The following is a 20,169-nucleotide window of genomic DNA, read 5'->3' as shown; positions in this document are numbered from 1 at the left end:
CGCTCGGCACCCAGGCCTTCCAGCTCAGTCCTGGCCGGCCTCCTCCCCGCCCGGAGCCGGGAACGCGAGCATCCGCGTCTCGACCCGGCGCGCCCCCTCCGGCGTTTCGCCGTCCGGCCGCTGATACCGCCTGAGCAAGGCGAGATACGCCTCGAAGAAGTCCCCCAGCTCGTCCAGCGTCACGGTGATCGCGCCGCGCGAGTACGGAATCGCGTCCGCCCACTCCCCCAGCCGCGGACGCTCGCGCTCGAACCGCTCGTACAGATCGGTGTCGCCCGCGAGCCACAGCCGGTGCAGCTCGCCGATCGCCGCCTTCGCCGGATCGTCCTGTTCCTGCGCGGGCGGCAGCCGCAGGTCGTAATCCGCCACGCGCCACCAGCGCTCCCGCCCGCGCGCGCGTTCGGGAAGCTCCTGGACGAACCCGTTCTCCGCCAGCACCCGCAGGTTGTAACTGGTCCCGCCGCTGGTCACGCCCAGCCGTTCGGCGAGCGTCGTCGACGTCGCCGGCCCGGACGCGGCCAGCAGCTCGAGAATCCGCTGCCGCAACGGGTTCGCGAGCGCCTTGAGCGCCTTCGAATCGGCGGTGCGAGGGTCTGCCATGCCCTCAAGGTAGCAGTGCACGAGTTTTCGTGCATGGGTTCTCGTGCACGCACTTCGCCCCTGTCCCCGGGGAGGCGGTGTGCGAAAGTGTCAGGCATGGCTGACGAACTGGTGCACTACGAGGTGGCGGCCGGCATCGCCACGATCACTCTGGACTCCCCGCACAACCGCAACGCCCTGTCGGCGCAGCTGCGGCGGGAACTGAGCGAGTCGCTGGACAAGGCCCGCGAGGACGACGCGGTGCGCGTGGTGCAGCTGACCCACACCGGCCCGGTGTTCTGCGCGGGCATGGACCTGAAGGAGGCCCGCGGCGCCGGTTCGTCCGACCAGGGCGTGAACGAGTTCCCGAAGATCCTGGACCAGCTGTGGACCAGCCCGAAGCCGGTCGTCGCGCGGCTGGCCGGCCCGGCTCGCGCGGGCGGGATCGGCATGGTCGCCGCCTGCGACATCGCGGTCGCGGTGCCGGAAGCGACCTTCGCCTTCTCCGAGGTCCGGATCGGCGTCGTCCCGGCGGTCATCAGCCTGACGGTCCTCCCGCGGCTGAACGCCCGGGCCGCGCACGAACTCTTCCTGACCGGCGACGTCTTCGACGCGAAGCGCGCGGTGGAGATCGGCCTGCTGAACGCCTGCGTCCCGGCGGAAGACCTGGACAAGACCGTCGAGGGCTACCTCACGTCGCTGACGCTCGGCGGCCCGAAAGCCCTGGCCGCCACGAAGGAACTGCTGGCCCGCCCGCGCCCGGCGACCCCGGCTGAGGGCTTCGCGGACATGAACGCCCTGTCCGCGGGGTTCTTCGCCAGCGAGGAAGGACAGGAAGGCATCCTGGCCTTCGCGCAGAAGCGCAAGCCGAACTGGGTCCCGCAGGACTGACCGCGGCCGATGAGATGGCCCCCGAGTCCCTCGGGGGTCCCCCTCACGGCTCGTCAGGAATCGACCAGGACCAAGGTCAGCCGCCGCGCGCCGGAGCCCATCGCCCGCTGCGCGTCCGACAGCACGCTCCGCACCGCCAGGTAAGCCTTGGGCTCGGCCGCCTTCAACGCGTCCGACCCGGTCCAGATCAGCACGTGCTCGCCGGGCGGCAGCCACGACAGATCGGTGAGCAGGTCGTACAGCGCGTCGAGATTCCGCCCGAAGTAAGACGGGAAAGACAGCGCCTCGCCGATCGCGTCCAATGCCGACAGTTTGTCGAGCGTCCGCGTCCCGTCGACCTGATGCGGGTAAGCCCCGCGCGCGAAAGCCGCGTCCGCCGCGGCCCGCGCCGTCTCCCCGCTCACCGCGCGGGGTCCACGACGACGAACGACGCGTAATGATCCGCTGTGTAATACAACTCTTTCCCCGCCCCCGTGATCAGCCGGCGCGCCCCTCGGTCCGGGCTTCCCGGCGTTTTCACGGTGTATTCGTGGTAATAGCCGTTCTTCTCCGCGGGAAGCACCTTTTCCCGGTTCTGGAAGACGACGTCGTCATTGCGCGGATACGGGTAGGGCCCGCCCTTCTGGATCAGGTTCCACGTGTCCTTCGCCTGCGGCGGCAGCGAGGACAGCGGCTTGACCGGCAGCTTCGAATCCGCTCCCGGCACCTTCCCGGAAGCCGAGGCGGGAGCGCTCGACGAGGACGCGGGCGCCGGCGAATCCGAGGAGCCCGCGGTTTCCTTGACGAGCCACCCGCCGAGCACCAGCACGAGGAGACCGACGAGCGCAGCGGTGATCCGCCTACGGTTGACCATGGTGTGCCAGCTTAGGAGCGGCCGGGACGCTCGTCGTCACGGGCCGTGCCGAACCGGCGGCCGAAGCGTTCGACCAGCTTGTCGATGGCCCACGCGGCGAGCAGGCACAGCGGCACGAGCACCGCCATCACCAGCACGAACTGCACGGGGAACCAGGCTTGGGCGAGCCACAGCTCGACCCCGTCCCACCAGTTGGCCAGGCCGTCAAACACGAGTGTGAGCCTACGCGCGCTCGCCTGCGGGACGGCGGGCAGGGGAGGTAGGTTGCTGCCATGTTCGCCGTATACGCGCAGGAACCCAACGCCGAGTCCCCGCTCGATTCGCTGGTCGTCGGCGAGCGGCCGGAACCCGAGGTGCCGCAGGGCTGGGTCCGGGTGCACGTGAAAGCCGCCAGCCTGAACATGCACGACCTGTGGACCTTGCGCGGCGTCGGCATCAAGGCAGACCAGTTCCCGATGATCCTCGGCTGCGACGGAGCGGGAACGCTCGACGACGGCACCGAGGTCGTGCTGCACTCGGTGATCAACGCGCCGGGCTGGCAGGGCGACGACACGCTCGACCCGAAGCGCACCCTGCTCACCGAAAAGCACCAGGGCACGTTCGCCGACCAGGTCGTGGTCCCGGCCCGCAACGCGGTGCCGAAGCCGGCCGGCCTGACCTTCGCCGAGGGCGCGACGATGGGCACCGCCTGGCTCACCGCGTACCGGATGCTGTTCGTGAAGTCGGGTCTGCGGCCCGGCCAGACGATGCTCGTGCAGGGCGCGTCCGGCGGCGTGTCGACCGCGCTGATCGCGCTCGGCCGCGCGGCCGGGTTCCGCGTGTGGGTCACCGGGCGCACCGAGGAGAAGCGCGCGCTGGCCGAGAGCGTCGGCGCGCACCAGAGCTTCGAGTCCGGCGCGCGGCTGCCCGAGCGGGTGGACGCGGTGTTCGAGACCGTCGGCAAGGCCACCTGGGGCCACACGCTCAAATCGCTGAAGCCGGGCGGCGTGGTCGTGGTGTCCGGGTCGACCAGCGGCCCCGACCCGTCGGCCGACCTGCAGCGCGTGTTCTTCCTGCAGCTGCGGGTCGTCGGCTCGACCATGGGCACCCGCGACGAGCTGGCCGACCTGCTCGCCTACCTCGACCTGAAGGGCATCAAGCCGCAGATCGGCGCCGAACTCCCCCTCACGGAGGCCCCCGCGGGATTCGCCGCGATGGCCGCCGGCGAGACCGCGGGGAAGATCGTCTTCACCCGCTGATCCCGGTCGCACCGCGCTGGCCTGGGCTTTTCCTCTTCGAGAGCGCCCGGGCCAGCGCTTGTACTCGTTCTCCAGTGAATCGTCAACACCCCTGCTTCGCAATCAGATAGTGACCCCCGAAGTTCCACCAGAAGTCGACCTTGGGCGGTTAACCTGAAGAACATGACCGCGACGCAGCGGCCCGCACCCGCCGACCGGGGCGGCCGGCACCCCAGCGACCCGGCGCCCGTCCGTGAGTCGTTCCGGCGCTTCGCCGGGATCCGCACGCGCGTGCTCGAGGTCGGGCCGTCCGTCGCCGAGGCGCCCGCACCGAAGCGCACGCGCCGCAAGGGCGCCGAGAAACCCCGCGCGCCCCGGCTCGTGTTGCTCCACGGGTATTGCGACAGTGCCGACACGTGGCGTCCGGTACTCGGAGAACTAGCCGCCGCGGGCATCGCCGCGATCGCGGTCGACCTTCCCGGCTTCGGCGACGCGCAGCCGCTGCGCCCGGGTCCGATGCTGCCGCAGCTCGACGCGTTCACCGCCGCGGTGGTGCGCGAACAGGCCGTGCTCGGCCCGGTCGTGCTCGCGGGCAACTCGCTCGGCGGCACGATGAGCCTGCGCGCGGCGCAGAACCACCGGCTGCCGACCACTGGCGTGGTGTCGATCGCCGCGCCCGGTTTCGTCGACTCGTGGCTGGTGCGCACGGTCGGGCGCAATCCGCTGCCGCTGCGGCTGTACTCCTCGCTTCCGTTGCCAGTGCCGGGTTTCCTGGTCCGCGCGGTCGCCGAACAGCTCGTGCCGCGGATCCTCTACGCCGACGCGAAGCACGCCGACGCGGGCCAGGTCCGCCGGTTCACCACGCTTTTCCCGGACTACCGGGCCACCACGTCCCGGCTCGAACAGGCGCGGCAACTCGTCGCGGAGCTGGCCGACGCGTACCGGCTCGACCAGATCACGATCCCGCTGCTCGCGGTCGCGTGCGGCAAGGACAAGCTCGTGACGGCCGCGTCCGGGCGGAAGCTGCACACCCTGGTGCCGCACAGCAGGCTCGTCGTGCGGGAAGACTGGGGCCACTGCCCGCAGCTGGACGATCCGGCCGAGGTCGCGGAGCTGCTCACGTTCTTCGCCGCGGGCGCGGTCCGCTCCGCCGCCCGCCCGGCGCCCACGGTCAGCGACGTCGAGGACGACTCCGCGACCGGGTGACCCAGGCTGCCGAAATCGTCACACAATGGAGTCGGTGACAGGCGCGGCGCCTCCGGGTACGGTGCCCTGCCAGGGCCCGGAACCCGGGTCCGGCGAACCACCAGTCTGAGGAGACACCGATGTCAGCTCCGCGCGGCCCTAACCTGGGCACCGGGTCCGGGATCTTCCGGCGGAAGCCGATCGAAACCATCGAGCAGGCCGGCGAAAGCGGGCTGCAGCGCACGCTCGGCCTGCGGCAGCTGACCGCGATCGGCGTCGGCGGCATCATCGGCGCGGGCATCTTCTCGCTCGCCGGCGCGGTCGCGAACAAGACCGCCGGCCCGGCCGTGCTGATCTCGTTCCTGATCGCGGGCATCGCGAGCGCCGCGGCGGCGTTCTCCTACGCCGAGTTCGCCGGCCTCATCCCGCGCGCGGGCTCCGCCTACACCTACGGGTACGCGGTGCTCGGCGAGATCGTCGGCTGGTTCATCGGCTGGGACCTGCTGCTGGAGTACACCGCGATCGTGTCCGTGGTGGCGATCGGGATTTCCGGCTACTTCAACGATCTGCTGGGCTTCCTGCACATCTCGCTGCCGCACTGGATGTCCGGCGCGCCCGGGACGGAACCGGCGGGCGTCGAACCGGGGTCGTACAAGATCAACCTGTTCGCGGTGCTGCTCTGCCTGCTGATCGCGTTCATTCTCAATCAGGGCATGAAGAACGCGGCGCGCTTCGAAACGCTGCTGGTGTACCTGAAGGTCGGCCTGGTGCTGCTGGTGATCGTGGTCGGCGCCTTCCACATCCAGAGCGGGAACTACAGCAACTTCTTCCCGTTCGGCCTGAGCGGCGCGTTCACCGGCGCGGCAACGGTGTTCTTCGCGGTCTTCGGCTACGACGCGATGTCCACCGCGGCCGAGGAGTCGCAGGACTCGCAGAAGCACATGCCGAAGGCGATCATCTACTCGCTGGCGATCTCGATGGTGCTGTACGTGCTCGCCTGCCTGGTCCTGACCGGCATGGTGAAGTACACCGACATCAACCCGGAAGCGGCGTTCTCGAGCGCATTCGCGAAGGTCGGCCTGGGCTGGCTGGGCGCGATCATCGCGGTAGGCGCGATCATCGGCATCCTGACGGTCCTGTTCACCTTCCTGCTGGGCGCGACCCGAGTGGGCTATTCGATGAGCCGCGACGGCCTGCTGCCGAAGTGGTTCTCGAAGACCCACCCGGTGCGCAAGGTCCCTTCGCGCATCACGTGGATCCTGGGCGTCGCTTCGGCGCTGATCGCGGGCGTGCTCCCGATCGGCGAGGCCGCGGAACTGACGAACATCGGCATCCTGCTGGCCTTCGTGGTCGTCTGCATCGCGGTGATCGTGCTGCGCTACAAGCGCCCCGACCTGCCGCGCACGTTCAAGACGCCGGGCATGCCGGTGGTCCCGGTCATCGGAGTCGTGTTCTCGATCTGGCTGATCACGTTCCTGAAGCCGGAAACCTGGCTGCGCTTCGCGATCTGGTTCGCGATCGGCATGGTGATCTACTTCGCCTACGGCAAACGCCACTCCGCGATGGAACGCGGCGAGGACGCCGGCGACGGCGAGCCCGGGGTCAAGTCCACTTCGGACTGATCCGGCGATGGAGCGGTTCAGACGCGGGGGACGCCTTGGGTGGCGTTCCCCGCGTTTTCTTTGCGTTGCTGGGCTTGCCGGGCTTCTCCTGGACCGCGGCCGCTCGGGGGCCTTCGGATCGCTGGGCTGCTCGCCGCTGGTCCGACGGCATGTCCGCTGGCCCTTAGTCGCGTGCGCTGTCGGGCGTTCCCAGCGCACGTCGCCTCGCGCTCGTTGCTCTTCTTGTGACCGGCGCACGCACGGTCATCCGGGCCGTTCCGCCGCTACCCGGTCAGCGCTAGAACTCCCTGCCCGCACCGGAACCCCGTGCGGGCAGCAAATCCCTCGCGCAACTAGGACAACCGCCCAACCCAATCAGGCCGTCACGGCTCCTGCCCGCACCGGAAACCTCAGCGCAGGCAGCAATCCGTCGCGCGACAAGAACAACCGGCCAACCCTCAGTCCCAGCGAACCTGCGCACAATCCAGTCACCCACTCGCGGCTCCTGCCCGCACCGGAAACCCCAGCGCAGGCAGCAATCCGTCGCGCGGCGAGAACAACCGACCAAGCCACAGCCTCCTGCGAACCTCCCCGCACGCAGTCACGCCGCCGCGGCTTCCGCCCTCTCCTCAGCGCAGCCGGTCGAGCCGTTCCGCCGCTGCCTTCGCCTCGGTGCGCAGGCGGGCCACGATCGAGGCCGCCGAACCGTCACTGGCGAGCGGGTAGGTCTGCCCAGCCCACAGCGACATCGCCTCCGGGTCACCGGCCTTGGCGGCCGCCGCGCGGACCGGTTTGCTCAGGTGGTGCAGCTGCGGGTAGGCAGCGGGCGCGTCCGCGGAGAGGTCGCTCAGGACGCGGTTCACCATGCCCCGCGCCGGACGTCCGCTGAACGCGCGCGTGAACGCCGTCGCCCGCCCGGCTTCGGCGAGCGCGCGCCGCTGGGTTTCGCCGGTGCCGGCCTCCGTGGCGAGCAGGAAGGCCGTGCCCAACTGCGCCGCCGACGCACCCGCCGCCAGCACCGCCGCGATGTCGGCGCCGTTGACCAGTCCCCCGGCCGCGATCAACGGCAGGCTCGTGCGCGCGCCGAGCAGCCGCAGCAGCGCGAGCAGGCCGTACTCCTCGCCGCCGGCCGGGTTGCCCGGGTCGTCGGTGAACAGACCGCGGTGCCCGCCGGCCTCGAAGCCCTGCACGACCAGAGCGTCGGCTCCGCGCGCGGCGGCGAGGTCGGCTTCCTCCGGGTTCGTGACGGTGACCGCGACCTTGCCGCCGGCTTCGTGGATCCGCTGCACCTCGGCGGACGTCGGCGCGCCGAAGGTGAACGACACCACCGGGACCCGGTGCCGCACGACGAGGTCGAGTTTCGCCGGGTACTCGTCGTCGTCCCAGACCGGGTCGCCGAGTTCGACGCCGTAGCGCACGGCTTCGGCGAGCAACCGTTCGCGGTGCGCGTTCAGGTCGGCCACCGACCGGCCGCCGGGGACGAACAGGTTGACGCCGAACCGCCCGCCGGTGAGGTCGGCGGTGTGCGCGATCCGGGCGTCGAGCGTCTCCGGGCTGAGGTAGCCGGCGGCGAGGAAACCGAACCCGCCCGCGTCCGTGACGGCGCCGACCAGCTGCGGAGTCGTCGGCCCGCCCGCCATCGGCGCCACGATCACCGGGAACTCGAGATCATCGAACATGTCCCCGAGCCTAGTGCCGCACCGGAAATGCGCCGGGCCGCCGCCGCGTTGCAGAAGAGCATGACGGCAACCCTGGAACAGCTCCGCGCGCTGTCGGTGCAGGAGAACGGCCTCGCCACAGTGGCCACGACCCGCGCCGACGGCACCGTGCACGCGTCCGTGGTGAACGCGGGCATCCTGGACGACCCGGTGACCGGCAAGCCGAGCGTGGGCTTCGTCGCCGTCGGCGGCGCGCACAAGCTCACCCTGCTGCGCCGCAACGGCCACGCGACCGTAACGTTCCGCCGCGGCTGGCACTGGCTCTCGGTGACCGGCCCGACCCGCCTGATCGGCCCGGACGACCCCGACCCGTCCTTCCCGGCCGACGGCCTCCCGCCCCTGCTGCGCGAGGTCTTCCGAGCCGCCACCGGCACCCACGACGACTGGGCGGAATACGACCGCGTGATGGCCGCCGAACGCCGGGCCGCGGTGTTCGTGGAGGTGGGCAGGATCATCGGGAACGGCTGAGCGTCCCGGCAGGCGTCGGACGCGAGAAGTTCGGCTCCGCTCAGCCCCTCTCGACAAGCATCTTGGGCACCACCCGGACCGGGAACGGCTGCCGCGCTTCGAAGGCCTCGGCTCCCGCGGCCTTGGCGACCTGCTGGTACAAGCCGTCCGCGTCCAGTTCGAACACAGTCAGTTCGGGCGCGGCCGGGTCGATCACCCAGTAACTCGGCACCCGCAGCCGTTCGTAGACGGCTCTCTTGGTGTTCAGGTCGTGGATCGCCGTGCTCGGCGACAGAATCTCGACGGCGAGCACGGGCGGCACCGGCAGATCCTGGTCGGTGAAGTCCTCGCTGCGGCCGACCAGAACGTCCGGTTGCAGCTCCGTCCGGTCGCCGACGTGCACGGCGAACGGTGCGCCGAGGACGTCGAACTCCGGCGGGCAGGCCGCTTCCAGCACGTGGTAGAGCCGGTACCCGATCTTCTGATGGCGGTACCCCGGCGCCGGAGTCACGACCAGCACTCCGTCGATGAGTTCGTAACGGCGGCCATCATCCGGCATCCCCTCGAGGTCCCGCACCGTCATGGGACCGGATCCGGGCGGAACCTGGCTTTCCATCATGACTGTCATGGTGCTCTCCTTTCCCTGTGCGCACCAGAGTTCCTGTCCGCAATTGAGGACACCACCCGCCACCGACAAAAAACGGCGGCTCCCGGAAACCCGGAGCCGCCGTTCACCCGAAGGTGGGACTACTTCTTGTTCTTCCCGTTGTCCTCAGTGGACAGTGCCGCGACGAAGGCCTCCTGCGGCACCTCCACCCGGCCGACGGTCTTCATCCGCTTCTTGCCTTCCTTCTGCTTCTCCAGCAGTTTCCGCTTCCGCGAGATGTCGCCGCCGTAGCACTTCGCCAGCACGTCCTTGCGGATCGCGCGGATCGTTTCGCGCGCGATGATCCGCGAGCCGATCGCGGCCTGGATCGGGACCTCGAACTGCTGCCGCGGAATCAGCTCGCGCAGCCGCGTCGCCATGCGGTTTCCGTAGGTGTAAGCAGCGTCCTTGTGCACGATCGCGGAGAACGCGTCCACCGTCTCGCCCTGCAGCAGGATGTCGACCTTCACCAGGTCCGCCACCTGCTCGCCGGACTCCTCGTAGTCCAGCGACGCGTAGCCGCGCGTGCGCGACTTCAGCGTGTCGAAGAAGTCGAAGATGATCTCCGCGAGCGGGATCGTGTAGCGCAGTTCGACGCGGTCCTCGGACAGGTAGTCCATGCCCAGCAGGGTGCCGCGCTTCGCCTGGCACAGCTCCATGATCGTGCCCACGAACTCCGACGGCGCGAGGATGCTCACCTTCGACACCGGCTCGTGCACCTCGGCGATCTTGAGCCCGGTCGGCCAGTCCGACGGGTTCGTGACGATCACCTCGCTGCGGTCCTCCAGCACCACCCGGTACACCACGTTCGGCGCGGTGGAGATCAGGTCCAGGCCGAACTCGCGCTCCAGCCGGTCGCGGGTGATCTCCAGGTGCAGCAGCCCGAGGAAACCGCAGCGGAAGCCGAAGCCCAGCGCGACCGACGTTTCCGGCTCGTAGGTCAGCGCGGCGTCGTTGAGCTGCAGCTTCTCCAGCGCCTCGCGCAGCTCCGGGTAGTCCGAGCCGTCCACCGGGTACAGCCCGGAGAACACCATCGGCTTCGGGTCGCGGTAGCCGGCCAGCGGCTCCTTCGCGCCGTTGCGCTCGGACGTCACGGTGTCGCCGACCTTCGACTGGCGCACGTCCTTCACGCCGGTGATCAGGTAGCCGACCTCGCCGACGCCGAGTCCCTTGCTGGCCTTCGGCTCCGGCGAGATGATGCCGACCTCGAGCAGTTCGTGCGTCGCGCCGGTGGACATCATCTTGATCTTCTCGCGCGGCGTGATCTTGCCGTCCACCACGCGGATGTAGGTGACGACGCCGCGGTAGGTGTCGTAGACCGAGTCGAAGATCATCGCGCGGGCGGGCGCGTCCGCGTCGCCGACCGGCGGCGGGACCTGGCGCACGCATTCGTCCAGCAGCTCGGTCACGCCCATGCCGGTCTTCGCCGACACGCGCAGCACGTCCGAGGGCTCGCAGCCGATGATGTGCGCGATCTCCGCCGCGTACTTCTCCGGGTCCGCCGAGGGCAGGTCGATCTTGTTCAGCACCGGGATGATGTGCAGGTCGTTCTCGAGCGCGAGGTACAGGTTCGCGAGCGTCTGCGCCTCGATCCCCTGCGCGGCGTCGACCAGCAGGATCGCGCCCTCGCACGCCTCGAGCGCGCGCGAGACCTCGTAGGTGAAGTCCACGTGGCCGGGCGTGTCGATCAGGTGCAGGACGTGGTCCTTGCCGTCCACCTGCCACGGCAGCCGGACGTTCTGGGCCTTGATCGTGATGCCGCGTTCCCGCTCGATGTCCATGCGGTCGAGGTACTGCGCGCGCATGGCCCGCTCCTCGACGACGCCGGTCAGCTGCAGCATCCGGTCCGCCAGCGTCGACTTGCCGTGGTCGATGTGGGCGATGATGCAGAAGTTGCGGATCAACTCCGGCGGCGTGAAGGTGGTGTCGGCGAACGTCTTGGGCGCTGTCACTCGGGCTGTCCTCGGGATGGTGGGGGATGTCCGTACCCCATCGTCCCATGGACCTCCGGGTGCGGGTGGGGGTCATCCCCGATGCGGCCCCGCGCGTCTCGTGATGACCTCGAAGCATGACCACTTCACCCTCCCCCTCGCCGCCCGGCCCCGGCGTCCTCGACGCCGCGCTCGACCGGGCCTTCGGCCACCCCAGCGGCCTGCTGGGCAGGCTCGGCGGCAAGCTGATGGCGATCGGCAACGCCGCGACCGAGCACCGCGTCGTCGACCTCGCGCGCCTCGAACCGGACGAGACCGTCCTGGTCATCGGCCCCGGCCCCGGCGTCGGCCTTGACGCGGCGAGCAAACTCGCCGGCGAGGTGATCGGCGTCGAGCCCTCCCCGCAGATGCGGGATCTCTGCACGGACCGCTGCGGCGACCGCGCCGAGGTGCGCGCGGGCCACGCGGCCCGGACCGGCTGCGAGGACGCGTCCGCGGACGTCGTGCTTACCGTGAACAACGTCCAGTTCTGGGAAGACCGCCCGGCGGCGTTCGCCGAGCTGTTCCGCGTGCTGCGGCCAGGCGGACGGCTGCTGCTCTCGGCGCACGAGAAATGGCTTCCGGTGACGCGGCACGAGCTGGCCGGCGAAGCCGCCGCGGCGGGATTCACCGACCTGCAGACCTGGACCTGGGACCCGCCGGGATTCGCCGCGCTCGCCGCCCAGCTGCGGGCCGTGAAACCGGGCTAGCGCTGGTCGCGGCGCAACGGGTGGTCCTCCGGGACCTCGACGAGCACGATCCGCAGCCCGTCCGGGTCGGCGATCCACGCCTCGTCGGTGCCCCACGGTTCGCGCCGGGCCTCGCGCACCGGTTCGACCCCGCGCCCGGCCAGTTCGGCCAGCGTCGCCGGAAGATCGCGGACCTGCAGGAAGAGGTTGACGTCCGGACCGGGCCCGGCCTCGCCCTCGCCGACCACCTCGATCGACCCGCCGCCGGCGAAAAACCGCGTGCCGCCAGGGAATTCTCGCTCGATCGCGAGGCCGAGGACGTCGCGGTAGAACGCGGTGGACACCTCGTGGTCGCGGGGGTGGATCAGCACCCGGCTGCTCAGTACGTCCATGGCTCCTGCCTACCCGAGCCGCTCAGGCGACCGCAATCGCGGCGATCCCGGCCAGCACGACCAGCGATCCGGCGAGCCGGCGGACCGCGTTGCGCTCGCGGAGCACGAGCCAGGCGGCGACCCCGCCGAAGACGATCGACAGCTCGCGCGCCGGAGCGACGAGGCTGACCGGCGCGATCCGCAGGGCGTACAGGACCAGCAGGTAGCTGGCCGGCGAGGCGAGTCCGACGATCAGCACCTCGCGCCGGTGGTCGCGCCACAGCCGCTTGATCTCGGACCGGCCGCGCACGGCGGCCGGCGCGAGCAGGATGCTCTGGCCGATCGCGCCGCCGCCGAAGTAGACGAGGGGAGGCACGCCGAGCGACGTGACCGAATGCGCGTCCCAGAGCGTGTAAGCCGCGATGACCACGCCGGTGGCGACGCCGTAGAACACCCCGGCGCGCCGGGCTTTCGCGTCGCCGGTGCTGCCGCCGAGGCTGATCACCAGGACGCCGGCGACAACCAGGAAAGCGCCGATCAGCCCGAGCACCCCCGGCCGTTCTCCCAGCACGGTGACGGCCACGAGCACCGAGACCAGCGGGCCGGTGCCGCGCGCCAGCGGGTAGACGATCGACAGGTCGCCGACCTCGTATCCGCGCTGCAGCACGATCCCGTACGCCACGTGCAGCACCGCAGTGCCCCCGGCGGCGAGCAGCCAAGTCCACTGTGGACGTTCCGGTTCGACGGCCAGCGCTGCCGCGATCACCGGGAGCATCGCGACCGCCGAGACCGTGTAGTACAGCCAGACGAACCGCGGACCGCCGGAAACCCGTTTGGCGGCGAGGTTCCACCCGGCGTGCACGACCGCGGCGACGAGAACCATGGCGAGGGCAGTGGTGTTCATCCGGACCCCTTCAGGTTTTCAGCGCACGCTGAAGACCGGGTCCTCCAGGCTTTTGTCCCGTCAGATGAACGGCAGGGCTCGGCGCCCCGCCGAAGGTGCCGCTCGGACCAGGCCCGCCCGCCCTCGTTGTCTTCGCGACCCGCTCCGCGGGACCACGGGCAGGCGACGGAACCCTAGGCACTACCGAAACCCACCGTAACGGAGCCGCCGCCGGGATGCCGCGCGATTTCCGGCTCCGGGGCCCTCGCCGGGGCCGCGAGCAGGGCTGTTAAGATTTCTGACTGTTGCCGTGCGGCATTCCGTCAGGGAGGAAACCCGGCTGGTCCCTCGGGGTCGGCTTGGAGCCACACGAACGCGGCAGCGACCTTCACCGAGTGAAAGAGGAACGCCTCCATGGCCAACATCAAGTCGCAGGTCAAGCGCATCACGACGAACGAGAAGGCGCGGCAGCGCAACCTGGCGATCCGGTCCTCGGTGAAGACCGCGATCCGCAAGTTCCGCGAGGCCGCCGAAGCCGGCGACAAGGACAAGGCCGTCGAACTGCAGCGCGACGCCGCTCGCAAGCTCGACAAGGCCGTCACCAAGGGCGTCATCCACGCCAACCAGGCCGCGAACAAGAAGTCGGCTCTCGCGAAGCGCGTGAACCAGCTCTGAGCGCAGTCTTTCCGGAAGGCCCGGCGGCTTCGGCTGCCGGGCCTTTTCCGTGCCCTGGGGACGCGGCCGCTGCGGATCCGGCCGGGTTCACCGGGTTGCCGACGGCTTCCGCCGAGCGGTCCCGTCGGCTGGGAGGCAGGGGTGCCCTTCGGCCGCAACCGCATAGCCCCGGCGGCGTTCACTGGCTTCCGACGACGACGCCCTCAAGACGGTCCCGCCTGGAATTCAGCAGCCCCGCGCCCACAACCACAGAGCACTGCCAGCGTTCACCGGCTTTCCCGCGACGACTCCGCCAAAGCCGTCCCGCCGGGAAGTCAGCGGTCTCCCCTGGCCGCGACCACGTCGAGGACCGCGCGCTGCAGGGCGTAGTTCGCATCCGCCGCCGCGCCCTTGACCTCGGCGTTCAGCCTCGCCACGACGCGCATCGCGGTCGCCAGGCCGTCCTGGCCCCAGCCGCGGGCCTGGCCCTGCGCCTTGCGGATTTTCCACGGCGGCATGCCCAGTTCGCCCGCCATCTGGTTCGGGTTGCCGCGTCCGGCGGCGGACACGCGGGCGATCGTGCGCACCGCGTCGGCGAGCGCGTCGGCCACCAGGACATGCGGGACGCCCAGCTGCATCGCCCACTGCAGCGACTCCATCGCGGCGGCCCGATCGCCGGCGACGGCCTTTTCCGCCACCGCGAAGCCGGTCACGTCGGCGCGTCCGGTGTGGTAGCGGCGGACCGCCTGCTCGTCGACGACTCCCCCGGTGTCGGCGACCAGCTGCGTCGCCGCCGAGGACAGTTCGCGCAGGTCCGAGCCGACCGAATCGAGCAGCGCCATCAGGCCCGCGGCGTCGATCTTGCCGCCTGACCGGCGCACCTCGTTGCGGACGAACGCCTCGCGCTCGGCCGGTTTGGTCAGCTTCGGGCATTCGGTGATTTCCGCGCCCGCTTTTTTCAACGCGCCCGGCAGCGCCTTGGCGGCCTTGCTCCGGCCGCCGCCGCTGTGCACGACGACGAGGACGATGCCGTCGGCCGGTGCCTTCGCGTAGGAGAGGACCGCGTCGGACAGCTCCTGCGAGATGTCCTGCGCCGACTCCAGCACGATCACCCGCCCCTCGGCGAACAATGACGGGCTGACCAGCTCGGCGAGCGCGGGCGGTGTGAGATCGGACACCCGCGTCCGCGTCAGGTCTGCCGTCGGGTCCGCGGCCCTGGCCGCGTCGAGGGACGCTCGCACAGCCCGTTCGATGAGCAGTTCTTCCTCGCCCGTGACGAGGTGCAGCGGCGCGGGTGCGGTGGTCACCCGGCCATCTTCTCACCCGGCCCGCGAACCGTCCGCTCCGGTGATGTGGGCCGCCTCCGTGGCACGAGCTGATCGGGATGTCGTACGGTGTAGCCGAGGACGCGCCCGCCGGCGCTCCGACAACCGAATACCGCTCATCCAGAGGGGCAGAGGGAACGGCCCGACGAAGCCCCGGCAACCGGCGTACAGCCTGTCATCCCGCGATCGCGGGGTAGCTGACGACCACGGTGCCAATTCCGGCCCGCTTCGGCGGGGCAGATGAGGAAAGGAACCTCGCGATGACTGCAGCCCTCAGCGCCACCTCCGCCAACAAGACGCTCGACCTCGGTCCGGCCGTCGAACTGGTGTCGAAGGAAGAAGGGCACCGGCAGCCGCTCGCTCCGGAATTCGTCTCCGTCGAAGACTTCTCGCCGCTCGAGGTCGCCTACGACTTCGGCCGCGTCCGCCGCGAGGACATCGAGGCGGGCCCGCGCAACATCTGGCGCTACAAGAAACTCCTTCCCGTCCCCTCGACCGTCGAGGAGACTCCGAACACCGAACCCGGCTGTACCCGGCTCGTGCGCGCCGACCGGCTCGCCAAGGAACTCGGCCTCAAGCGCGTGTGGGTCAAGGACGACACCGGCAACCCGACGCACTCGTTCAAGGACCGCGTGGTCGCCGTCGCGCTCGCGGCCGCCCGCGAGTTCGGCTTCGAGGTCCTCGCGTGTCCCTCGACCGGCAACCTGGCCAACGCGACCGCCGCCGCGGCGGCCCGCGCCGGCTGGCGGTCGGTCGTGCTGATCCCGAAGAACCTCGAGCGCGCGAAGATCCTCACCACCGCGGTCTACGACGGCGACCTGATCGCCGTCGACGGCAACTACGACGACGTGAACCGGCTCGCCACCGAGCTGGCCGCCGAGCACCCGAAGTGGGCGTTCGTGAACGTCAACGTCCGCCCGTACTACTCCGAGGGCTCGAAGACGCTCGCCTACGAGGTCGCCGAGCAGCTCGGCTGGCGCATCCCCGAGCAGATCGTCGTGCCGATCGCCTCCGGTTCCCAGCTCACCAAGGTGGACAAGGGTTTCCGCGAACTCGGCCAGCTCGGTCTCGTGGACGCCAGCCCGTACAAGGTGTTCGGCGCCCAGGCCACCGGCTGCTCGCCGGTCTCCACCGCGTACCGCAACGGCCACGACGTCGTCCAGCCGGTGAAGCCGGACACCATCGCCCGCTCGCTCGCGATCGGCAACCCGGCCGACGGCCCGTACGTGCTCGACGTGGTCAACCGCACTGGCGGCGCGATCGAGGACGTCACCGACGAAGAGGTCGTCGAAGGCATCCGGCTGCTCGCGCGCACCGAAGGCATCTTCACCGAGACCGCGGGCGGCGTCACCGTGGCGACCGCGAAGAAGCTCGTCGAAACCGGCAAGCTCGACCCGGACGCCGAAACGGTCCTCCTCATCACCGGCGACGGCCTCAAGACCCTCGACGCGGTCGAGAACCACATCGGCCCGAAGGCCACCGTGCCGCCGTCCGCCGAAGCCGTCTCCAAGGCGCTCGGCTACTGACGCACCGGCCCGGGGTCCGCCGCACTACCGCGGCGGACCCCGCGGCTCGCCTCGACGCGCCACCGCCGGACCGCTTGCTCCGGGCAGGACGGCGGTGTCACCGTCCACATCGGTCCGGGCGACCAGCACTCCCATCGTGCCGAGAACGTCCACTGTGGACTTGCTCGGATGCCCGTATCCGTTGCCCGCGCCCACACTGATCAGCGCCGTGCGCGGCCGCACCGCCGCGAGAAACTGCGGCAGCGAATACCTCGAACCGTGATGCGGCACCTTCAGGACGTCTGCTCGCAGGTCGACGCCCTCGGCCAGCAGATCCGCTTGCGCGGCCAGTTCGACGTCTCCGGTCAGCAGAACCCGGCCGGCGTCGGTGTCCGCGCGCAGGACGACCGAACTGTTGTTGATCATCGTGCCGTCCTGCAATGCCGGTGCCCGGGTGGTGGCGTAGCGCGGACCGAGCACCTCCAGCGCCAACCCCGGCCACTCCAGCCGTTGCCCTTCGCTCAGCTGCGCCAACGGCACGCCACGACGCCGCGCTTCGCCGGAAACCGACTGCCATGCCCACGCCGGAGCACGCCCTGGCCCGACCGCGATCGCGCCTACCGCCCGTCCGTCGAACACCGAGGCGAGACCGCCGATGTGGTCCGCGTGCAAGTGGCTCAGCACGAGCAACGGCACCCGGTCGACACCCAGCCTCCGCAGGCATTCGTCGACCGGCCCCGGCTCCGGCCCGGTGTCGACGACCACGGCGCGGCCGGGTTCGGCGGTGGCCAGGACGAGCGCATCCCCTTGTCCGACATCGCATTCCACCATCGCCCAGCCGTCCGGCGGCCAGCCAGGCATCAGGACTTTGGCCGGGACCACCGTCAGCAGCACGACGACCAGCCCGATGGCCACCAGCAACCGGAGCCGACGGAACCGCGCCGCCACCACGACTACGACCACCAGGGCGGCCGCACACAATCCGCCCCACCAGCCACCGGGCCAGGACAGCGCCGCACCAGGCGCTCGCGCACCATGCCGGGCGACTGTGAGCAGCCACCGGGCTTCCGGATCGGCCAGATGGATCAGCACCTGCCCTCCGCCTGGCCACCACGGCCCGACGACTGTTGCCAGCACGCCCAGCACCGTGACCGGCGCGACCACTGGTGCCGCAAGGACATTGGTGACGACCGAGACGAGGCTGACCGTGCCCGCCATCCCGGCGATGACTGGCGCGGTAACCACGAAGGCGGCTAACGGCACGGCGAGACCTTCGGCGTACCCGGGCGGAATCCCCCTTCGTACCAACGAATCTGCCCAGCGTGGCGCAAGCAGGACCAGCCCTGCCGTCGCGAGAACCGAAAGTGCGAAACCGAAATTTCCCGCCATCGTTGGGTCCCATGCCACCAGAACGCACACCGCGAAGGCCAAGGCGGGCAGCGCTGAACCGCGCCGTCCGAGGGCAAGCGCGAGCAAGCCGATACCGCCCATCACACTGGCCCGCACCACGCTCGGTTCGGGACCCACCAGCACGAGGAACCCCGCCAGACAGGCACCGGCCGCCGCGGCGGACAACCTCGGGCCTGCGCGGACCAACCGGCACAGCAACAGAACGGCTCCGCCGACGATGACGAGATTTCCTCCGCTCACTGCCATCAAGTGGGTGAGCCCGGAAGCCTTGAACTCCCCTTCGACCCGCTGCGGCAACGCGCTCGTGTCGCCCAGCACCAGTCCGGGCAGGAGGCCCGCTGGTTCCTCCGGGAGGATCGCGCACAGCGAATGCAAGCTGTTCCGCAGAGCCGCGGCGGCGCGCTGCCACCAGGGTGCTGGCCCGATACCGACTGGCGCGGCACGGACGGAGAGGACCGCGGCGGTCAGTTCGCCGCCGCGTGCGGGCAGGAGGCGACCGGACGTGGTTACCTGCTGGCCGGGCAGCAACCCGCTCCATCCCGCGACCGGTGCCAGCAACAGCACCCGGCCGGTCGATTCGACTGGCCGACCGTCCACTGTGGCCGTTCTGACTTGCGCGGGAATCGCCACTGACCGGGTGCCGGCCTGTTGGTCGGCATAGCCAGCTTGGTGGATTGAGCGCGGCCGCTCGCTGATCTCGACCCGCAACGTCGCTGTGCCGCCTCGGGTGGCAGCGGCTCCCAGCGGGTCAGCTGCTGCGTCGTGGATACGCAGGGCGGTCGGTACTGCGGCAACGAGCCCTACCAGCAGCAGCGCTCCCCCGGCACCGAGGTATCTGGCGCGGCCGCGCGTGAGCAGTACGACGGCACCGACGACCGCGGCGGCTCCGACCACGGTGGCGACCCACCAGCCGAGCTGCAGTCCGGCCAGAGTGGCCGCCCATCCGGCGACGGCGGCGGGGACGAGGCGGAAATCGTGGTCCCGTCGCGACTTTTCCTCGGTTTCCAGTCTCATCCGACGGTCACCTGCTCGCGGAGCTTCTCGAATTTGCTCTCGCCGATGCCGTCGACGTCGCGAAGTTGTTCGACGCTCGAGAATCCGCCGTGCTGGGTGCGCCAGTCGGTGATACGGCGAGCGGTGACCTCGCCGACGCCCGGGAGGCTGTCGAGTTGCTCAGCGGTCGCGGAGTTCAGGTCGATCTTGCTGGCCGCGGCTCCGGAGCCGACCGGTGCCGCCTGGGCGGCTGGGACCCCGACTGCCAATTGCTCGCCGTCGGCGAGTTTGCGGGCGAGGTTCAGCGTGGTCAGGTCGACGCCTGGGTTAGCTCCACCAGCTGCGCGGAGGGCGTCGGCGACACGGGACCCGGACGGCACGGTGACGAGTCCTGGCGAACGCACGTGGCCTACCACGCTGATTACCAGGTTCTCCTTGGCTTTGGACGCGTGCGGCACTTGCGCGCGGACGGTCGGGAGCGGCGGGGCGATCTCGGCTGCGGGTGCGCGGCCGAAGATTGCCAGGCCTCCGGCGATGACGGCGGCAGCGGCCAGCAGGGCCAGGGCGAAGATCATTCCCCGGCGGCCCAGAAAGCCGGGCAGGCCGGTCGATCCGGGGAGCCAGCGGCGGGCCAGGCGGTCTTCGGTGTGTTCCGGCAGCCAGCCGCGGACCAGTTTTCCGCCGGGCACTTGGCTTTCCGGCAGGGCTGGGTTGTCGGCAAGTGCGGACAATCGTGCTGTGCGGCCCGGTGTCCGCAACACCGGCGTACCAGCCGCGTCGGGCCCAGATCGGCCGTCCGGGAGCGGCGAACTGTCGGCAACTGCAGACAGCCCAGCGTCCGTGCCGCCTGCGCCTGCCAGCAGGCGACTGTCGGCGACCGCGGACAACGAAGCCTCCTCGTTCGGCCGTCGGCCGCGCACCGTCCGGCCAAGGGGCAGCCAGCGGCGTGCCGACCGGCTGCCGGGTCCGGCGGCATGCGGGATCGCGGCCAGCTGGTCGGCCAGCCAGGTGAGCCTGACGTTGACGGGAGTGCCCTGGCCTCGGGCGGACTGCTCGAACACACGATCGACGCTAGGCGTTGGCCGGCCCGGCGGCGAGAGGGTTCCGCGCGATCTGTGGACAACCCGCCCCTTGGGGACAACTCGGCCGTCATCGCCGGTGACGCGCCCGAGTCTGTCGGGGTACGCGGTCATACTGGCGGGTTTGGCCCGCGGCGCCGGTGATCGAAAAGC

At 70.4% G+C, this 20,169-nt stretch carries 20 protein-coding genes and 1 riboswitch; of the genes, 8 read left to right on the top strand and 12 right to left on the bottom strand.

All coding sequences use genetic code 11. The features are described from left to right. Positions 1-24 precede the first annotated feature (24 nt). Positions 25-600 (bottom strand): ArsR/SmtB family transcription factor, encoded by a 576-nt coding sequence (locus F9C11_RS19915; RefSeq protein ID WP_409186371.1) that lies wholly within the window; start codon positions 598-600, stop codon positions 25-27. A gap of 96 nt (positions 601-696) precedes the next feature. Here F9C11_RS19915 and F9C11_RS19910 point away from each other — a divergent pair, with 96 nt between their 5' ends. Next, entirely contained in the window at positions 697-1,470 is a 774-nt protein-coding gene (locus tag F9C11_RS19910) for an enoyl-CoA hydratase family protein (protein ID WP_409186370.1), read from the top strand. Between the two features lie 53 nt (positions 1,471-1,523). Here the strand turns inward: F9C11_RS19910 and F9C11_RS19905 are convergent, their stop codons facing one another. Genes F9C11_RS19905 through F9C11_RS19895 form a run of 3 tightly spaced genes read right to left on the bottom strand, consistent with a single transcriptional unit; the run spans position 1,524 to position 2,535 of the window. Next, complete coding sequence (locus F9C11_RS19905) at positions 1,524-1,874, bottom strand: barstar family protein (protein ID WP_409186369.1); 351 nt, start codon at positions 1,872-1,874, stop codon at positions 1,524-1,526. After that, positions 1,871-2,323 (bottom strand): ribonuclease domain-containing protein, encoded by a 453-nt coding sequence (locus F9C11_RS19900; protein ID WP_409186368.1) that lies wholly within the window; start codon positions 2,321-2,323, stop codon positions 1,871-1,873. The genes F9C11_RS19905 and F9C11_RS19900 overlap by 4 nt, the downstream gene beginning before the upstream one ends. An 11-nt stretch (positions 2,324-2,334) precedes the next feature. Further along, a complete protein-coding gene (locus F9C11_RS19895) occupies positions 2,335-2,535 on the bottom strand; it encodes a hypothetical protein (RefSeq protein ID WP_037714937.1) in 201 nt (66 codons plus the stop codon). Positions 2,536-2,595: 60 nt separating this feature from the next. Between F9C11_RS19895 and F9C11_RS19890 the strand changes: the two genes are divergently transcribed. From F9C11_RS19890 to F9C11_RS19880, 3 genes are all read left to right on the top strand, one after another. Continuing rightward, positions 2,596-3,561, top strand: a complete 966-nt coding sequence (locus F9C11_RS19890) for a zinc-binding dehydrogenase (protein WP_409186367.1) — start codon at positions 2,596-2,598, stop codon at positions 3,559-3,561. A 162-nt stretch (positions 3,562-3,723) separates the two neighbouring features. Beyond that, positions 3,724-4,746 carry an alpha/beta fold hydrolase gene (locus tag F9C11_RS19885; protein WP_409186366.1) on the top strand — a complete coding sequence of 341 codons (1,023 nt, stop codon included), beginning with the start codon at positions 3,724-3,726 and terminating at the stop codon, positions 4,744-4,746. Between the two features lie 119 nt (positions 4,747-4,865). Then, complete coding sequence (locus F9C11_RS19880; protein WP_409186365.1) at positions 4,866-6,347, top strand: amino acid permease; 1,482 nt, start codon at positions 4,866-4,868, stop codon at positions 6,345-6,347. A gap of 608 nt (positions 6,348-6,955) precedes the next feature. On the opposite strand, the gene F9C11_RS19875 is transcribed toward F9C11_RS19880, so the two are convergent. Further along, positions 6,956-8,005: an NAD(P)H-dependent flavin oxidoreductase gene (locus tag F9C11_RS19875; RefSeq protein WP_409186364.1), complete on the bottom strand. Its 1,050-nt coding sequence runs from the start codon at positions 8,003-8,005 to the stop codon at positions 6,956-6,958. A gap of 60 nt (positions 8,006-8,065) precedes the next feature. Here F9C11_RS19875 and F9C11_RS19870 point away from each other — a divergent pair, with 60 nt between their 5' ends. Further along, positions 8,066-8,512, top strand: coding sequence for a pyridoxamine 5'-phosphate oxidase family protein (locus F9C11_RS19870; RefSeq protein ID WP_409186363.1), 447 nt, complete (start codon positions 8,066-8,068; stop codon positions 8,510-8,512). 40 nt (positions 8,513-8,552) lie between these two features. Here F9C11_RS19870 and F9C11_RS19865 read toward each other — a convergent pair whose 3' ends face one another. Continuing rightward, positions 8,553-9,119 (bottom strand): Uma2 family endonuclease, encoded by a 567-nt coding sequence (locus F9C11_RS19865; protein ID WP_409186362.1) that lies wholly within the window; start codon positions 9,117-9,119, stop codon positions 8,553-8,555. A 119-nt stretch (positions 9,120-9,238) separates the two neighbouring features. Further along, positions 9,239-11,089 carry a translation elongation factor 4 gene (gene lepA, locus F9C11_RS19860; protein WP_409186361.1) on the bottom strand — a complete coding sequence of 617 codons (1,851 nt, stop codon included), beginning with the start codon at positions 11,087-11,089 and terminating at the stop codon, positions 9,239-9,241. A gap of 116 nt (positions 11,090-11,205) precedes the next feature. Here lepA and F9C11_RS19855 point away from each other — a divergent pair, with 116 nt between their 5' ends. Next, on the top strand, positions 11,206-11,817 hold the full coding sequence (locus tag F9C11_RS19855) for a class I SAM-dependent methyltransferase (protein WP_409186360.1): 612 nt from the start codon (positions 11,206-11,208) through the stop codon (positions 11,815-11,817). Here the strand turns inward: F9C11_RS19855 and F9C11_RS19850 are convergent. Together F9C11_RS19850 and F9C11_RS19845 are read right to left on the bottom strand one after the other, a co-directional pair. Continuing rightward, positions 11,814-12,188 carry a VOC family protein gene (locus F9C11_RS19850; RefSeq protein ID WP_409186359.1) on the bottom strand — a complete coding sequence of 125 codons (375 nt, stop codon included), beginning with the start codon at positions 12,186-12,188 and terminating at the stop codon, positions 11,814-11,816. The two genes, F9C11_RS19855 and F9C11_RS19850, sit on opposite strands and share 4 nt — an antisense overlap. A gap of 22 nt (positions 12,189-12,210) precedes the next feature. Continuing rightward, the gene (locus F9C11_RS19845; protein ID WP_409186358.1) at positions 12,211-13,071 is read right to left on the bottom strand and encodes an EamA family transporter; all 861 of its coding nucleotides are present in this window, start codon (positions 13,069-13,071) and stop codon (positions 12,211-12,213) included. A gap of 393 nt (positions 13,072-13,464) precedes the next feature. On the opposite strand from F9C11_RS19845, the gene rpsT reads away from it, so the two are divergent. Continuing rightward, positions 13,465-13,725, top strand: coding sequence for a 30S ribosomal protein S20 (rpsT, locus tag F9C11_RS19840; protein ID WP_409186357.1), 261 nt, complete (start codon positions 13,465-13,467; stop codon positions 13,723-13,725). Positions 13,726-14,039: 314 nt separating this feature from the next. Here the strand turns inward: rpsT and holA are convergent, their stop codons facing one another. Next, complete coding sequence (holA, locus tag F9C11_RS19835; protein WP_409186356.1) at positions 14,040-15,011, bottom strand: DNA polymerase III subunit delta; 972 nt, start codon at positions 15,009-15,011, stop codon at positions 14,040-14,042. 131 nt (positions 15,012-15,142) lie between these two features. After that, positions 15,143-15,276: riboswitch (SAM riboswitch) on the top strand. Between the two features lie 13 nt (positions 15,277-15,289). Here holA and thrC point away from each other — a divergent pair. After that, a complete protein-coding gene (gene thrC / locus F9C11_RS19830) occupies positions 15,290-16,555 on the top strand; it encodes a threonine synthase (protein WP_409186355.1) in 1,266 nt (421 codons plus the stop codon). Between the two features lie 24 nt (positions 16,556-16,579). On the opposite strand, the gene F9C11_RS19825 is transcribed toward thrC, so the two are convergent. Then, the gene (locus F9C11_RS19825) at positions 16,580-18,958 is read right to left on the bottom strand and encodes a ComEC/Rec2 family competence protein (RefSeq protein ID WP_409186354.1); all 2,379 of its coding nucleotides are present in this window, start codon (positions 18,956-18,958) and stop codon (positions 16,580-16,582) included. Beyond that, positions 18,955-19,998: a helix-hairpin-helix domain-containing protein gene (locus F9C11_RS19820; protein WP_409186353.1), complete on the bottom strand. Its 1,044-nt coding sequence runs from the start codon at positions 19,996-19,998 to the stop codon at positions 18,955-18,957. The genes F9C11_RS19825 and F9C11_RS19820 overlap by 4 nt, the downstream gene beginning before the upstream one ends. Positions 19,999-20,169 lie beyond the last annotated feature (171 nt).

Origin of the sequence: Amycolatopsis sp. VS8301801F10 (assembly GCF_046195355.1) — a bacterium.
Lineage (GTDB): Bacteria > Actinomycetota > Actinomycetes > Mycobacteriales > Pseudonocardiaceae > Amycolatopsis.
The sequence above is the reverse complement of the archived record's forward strand: the minus strand, read 5'-3'. Positions and strand labels throughout refer to the sequence as shown.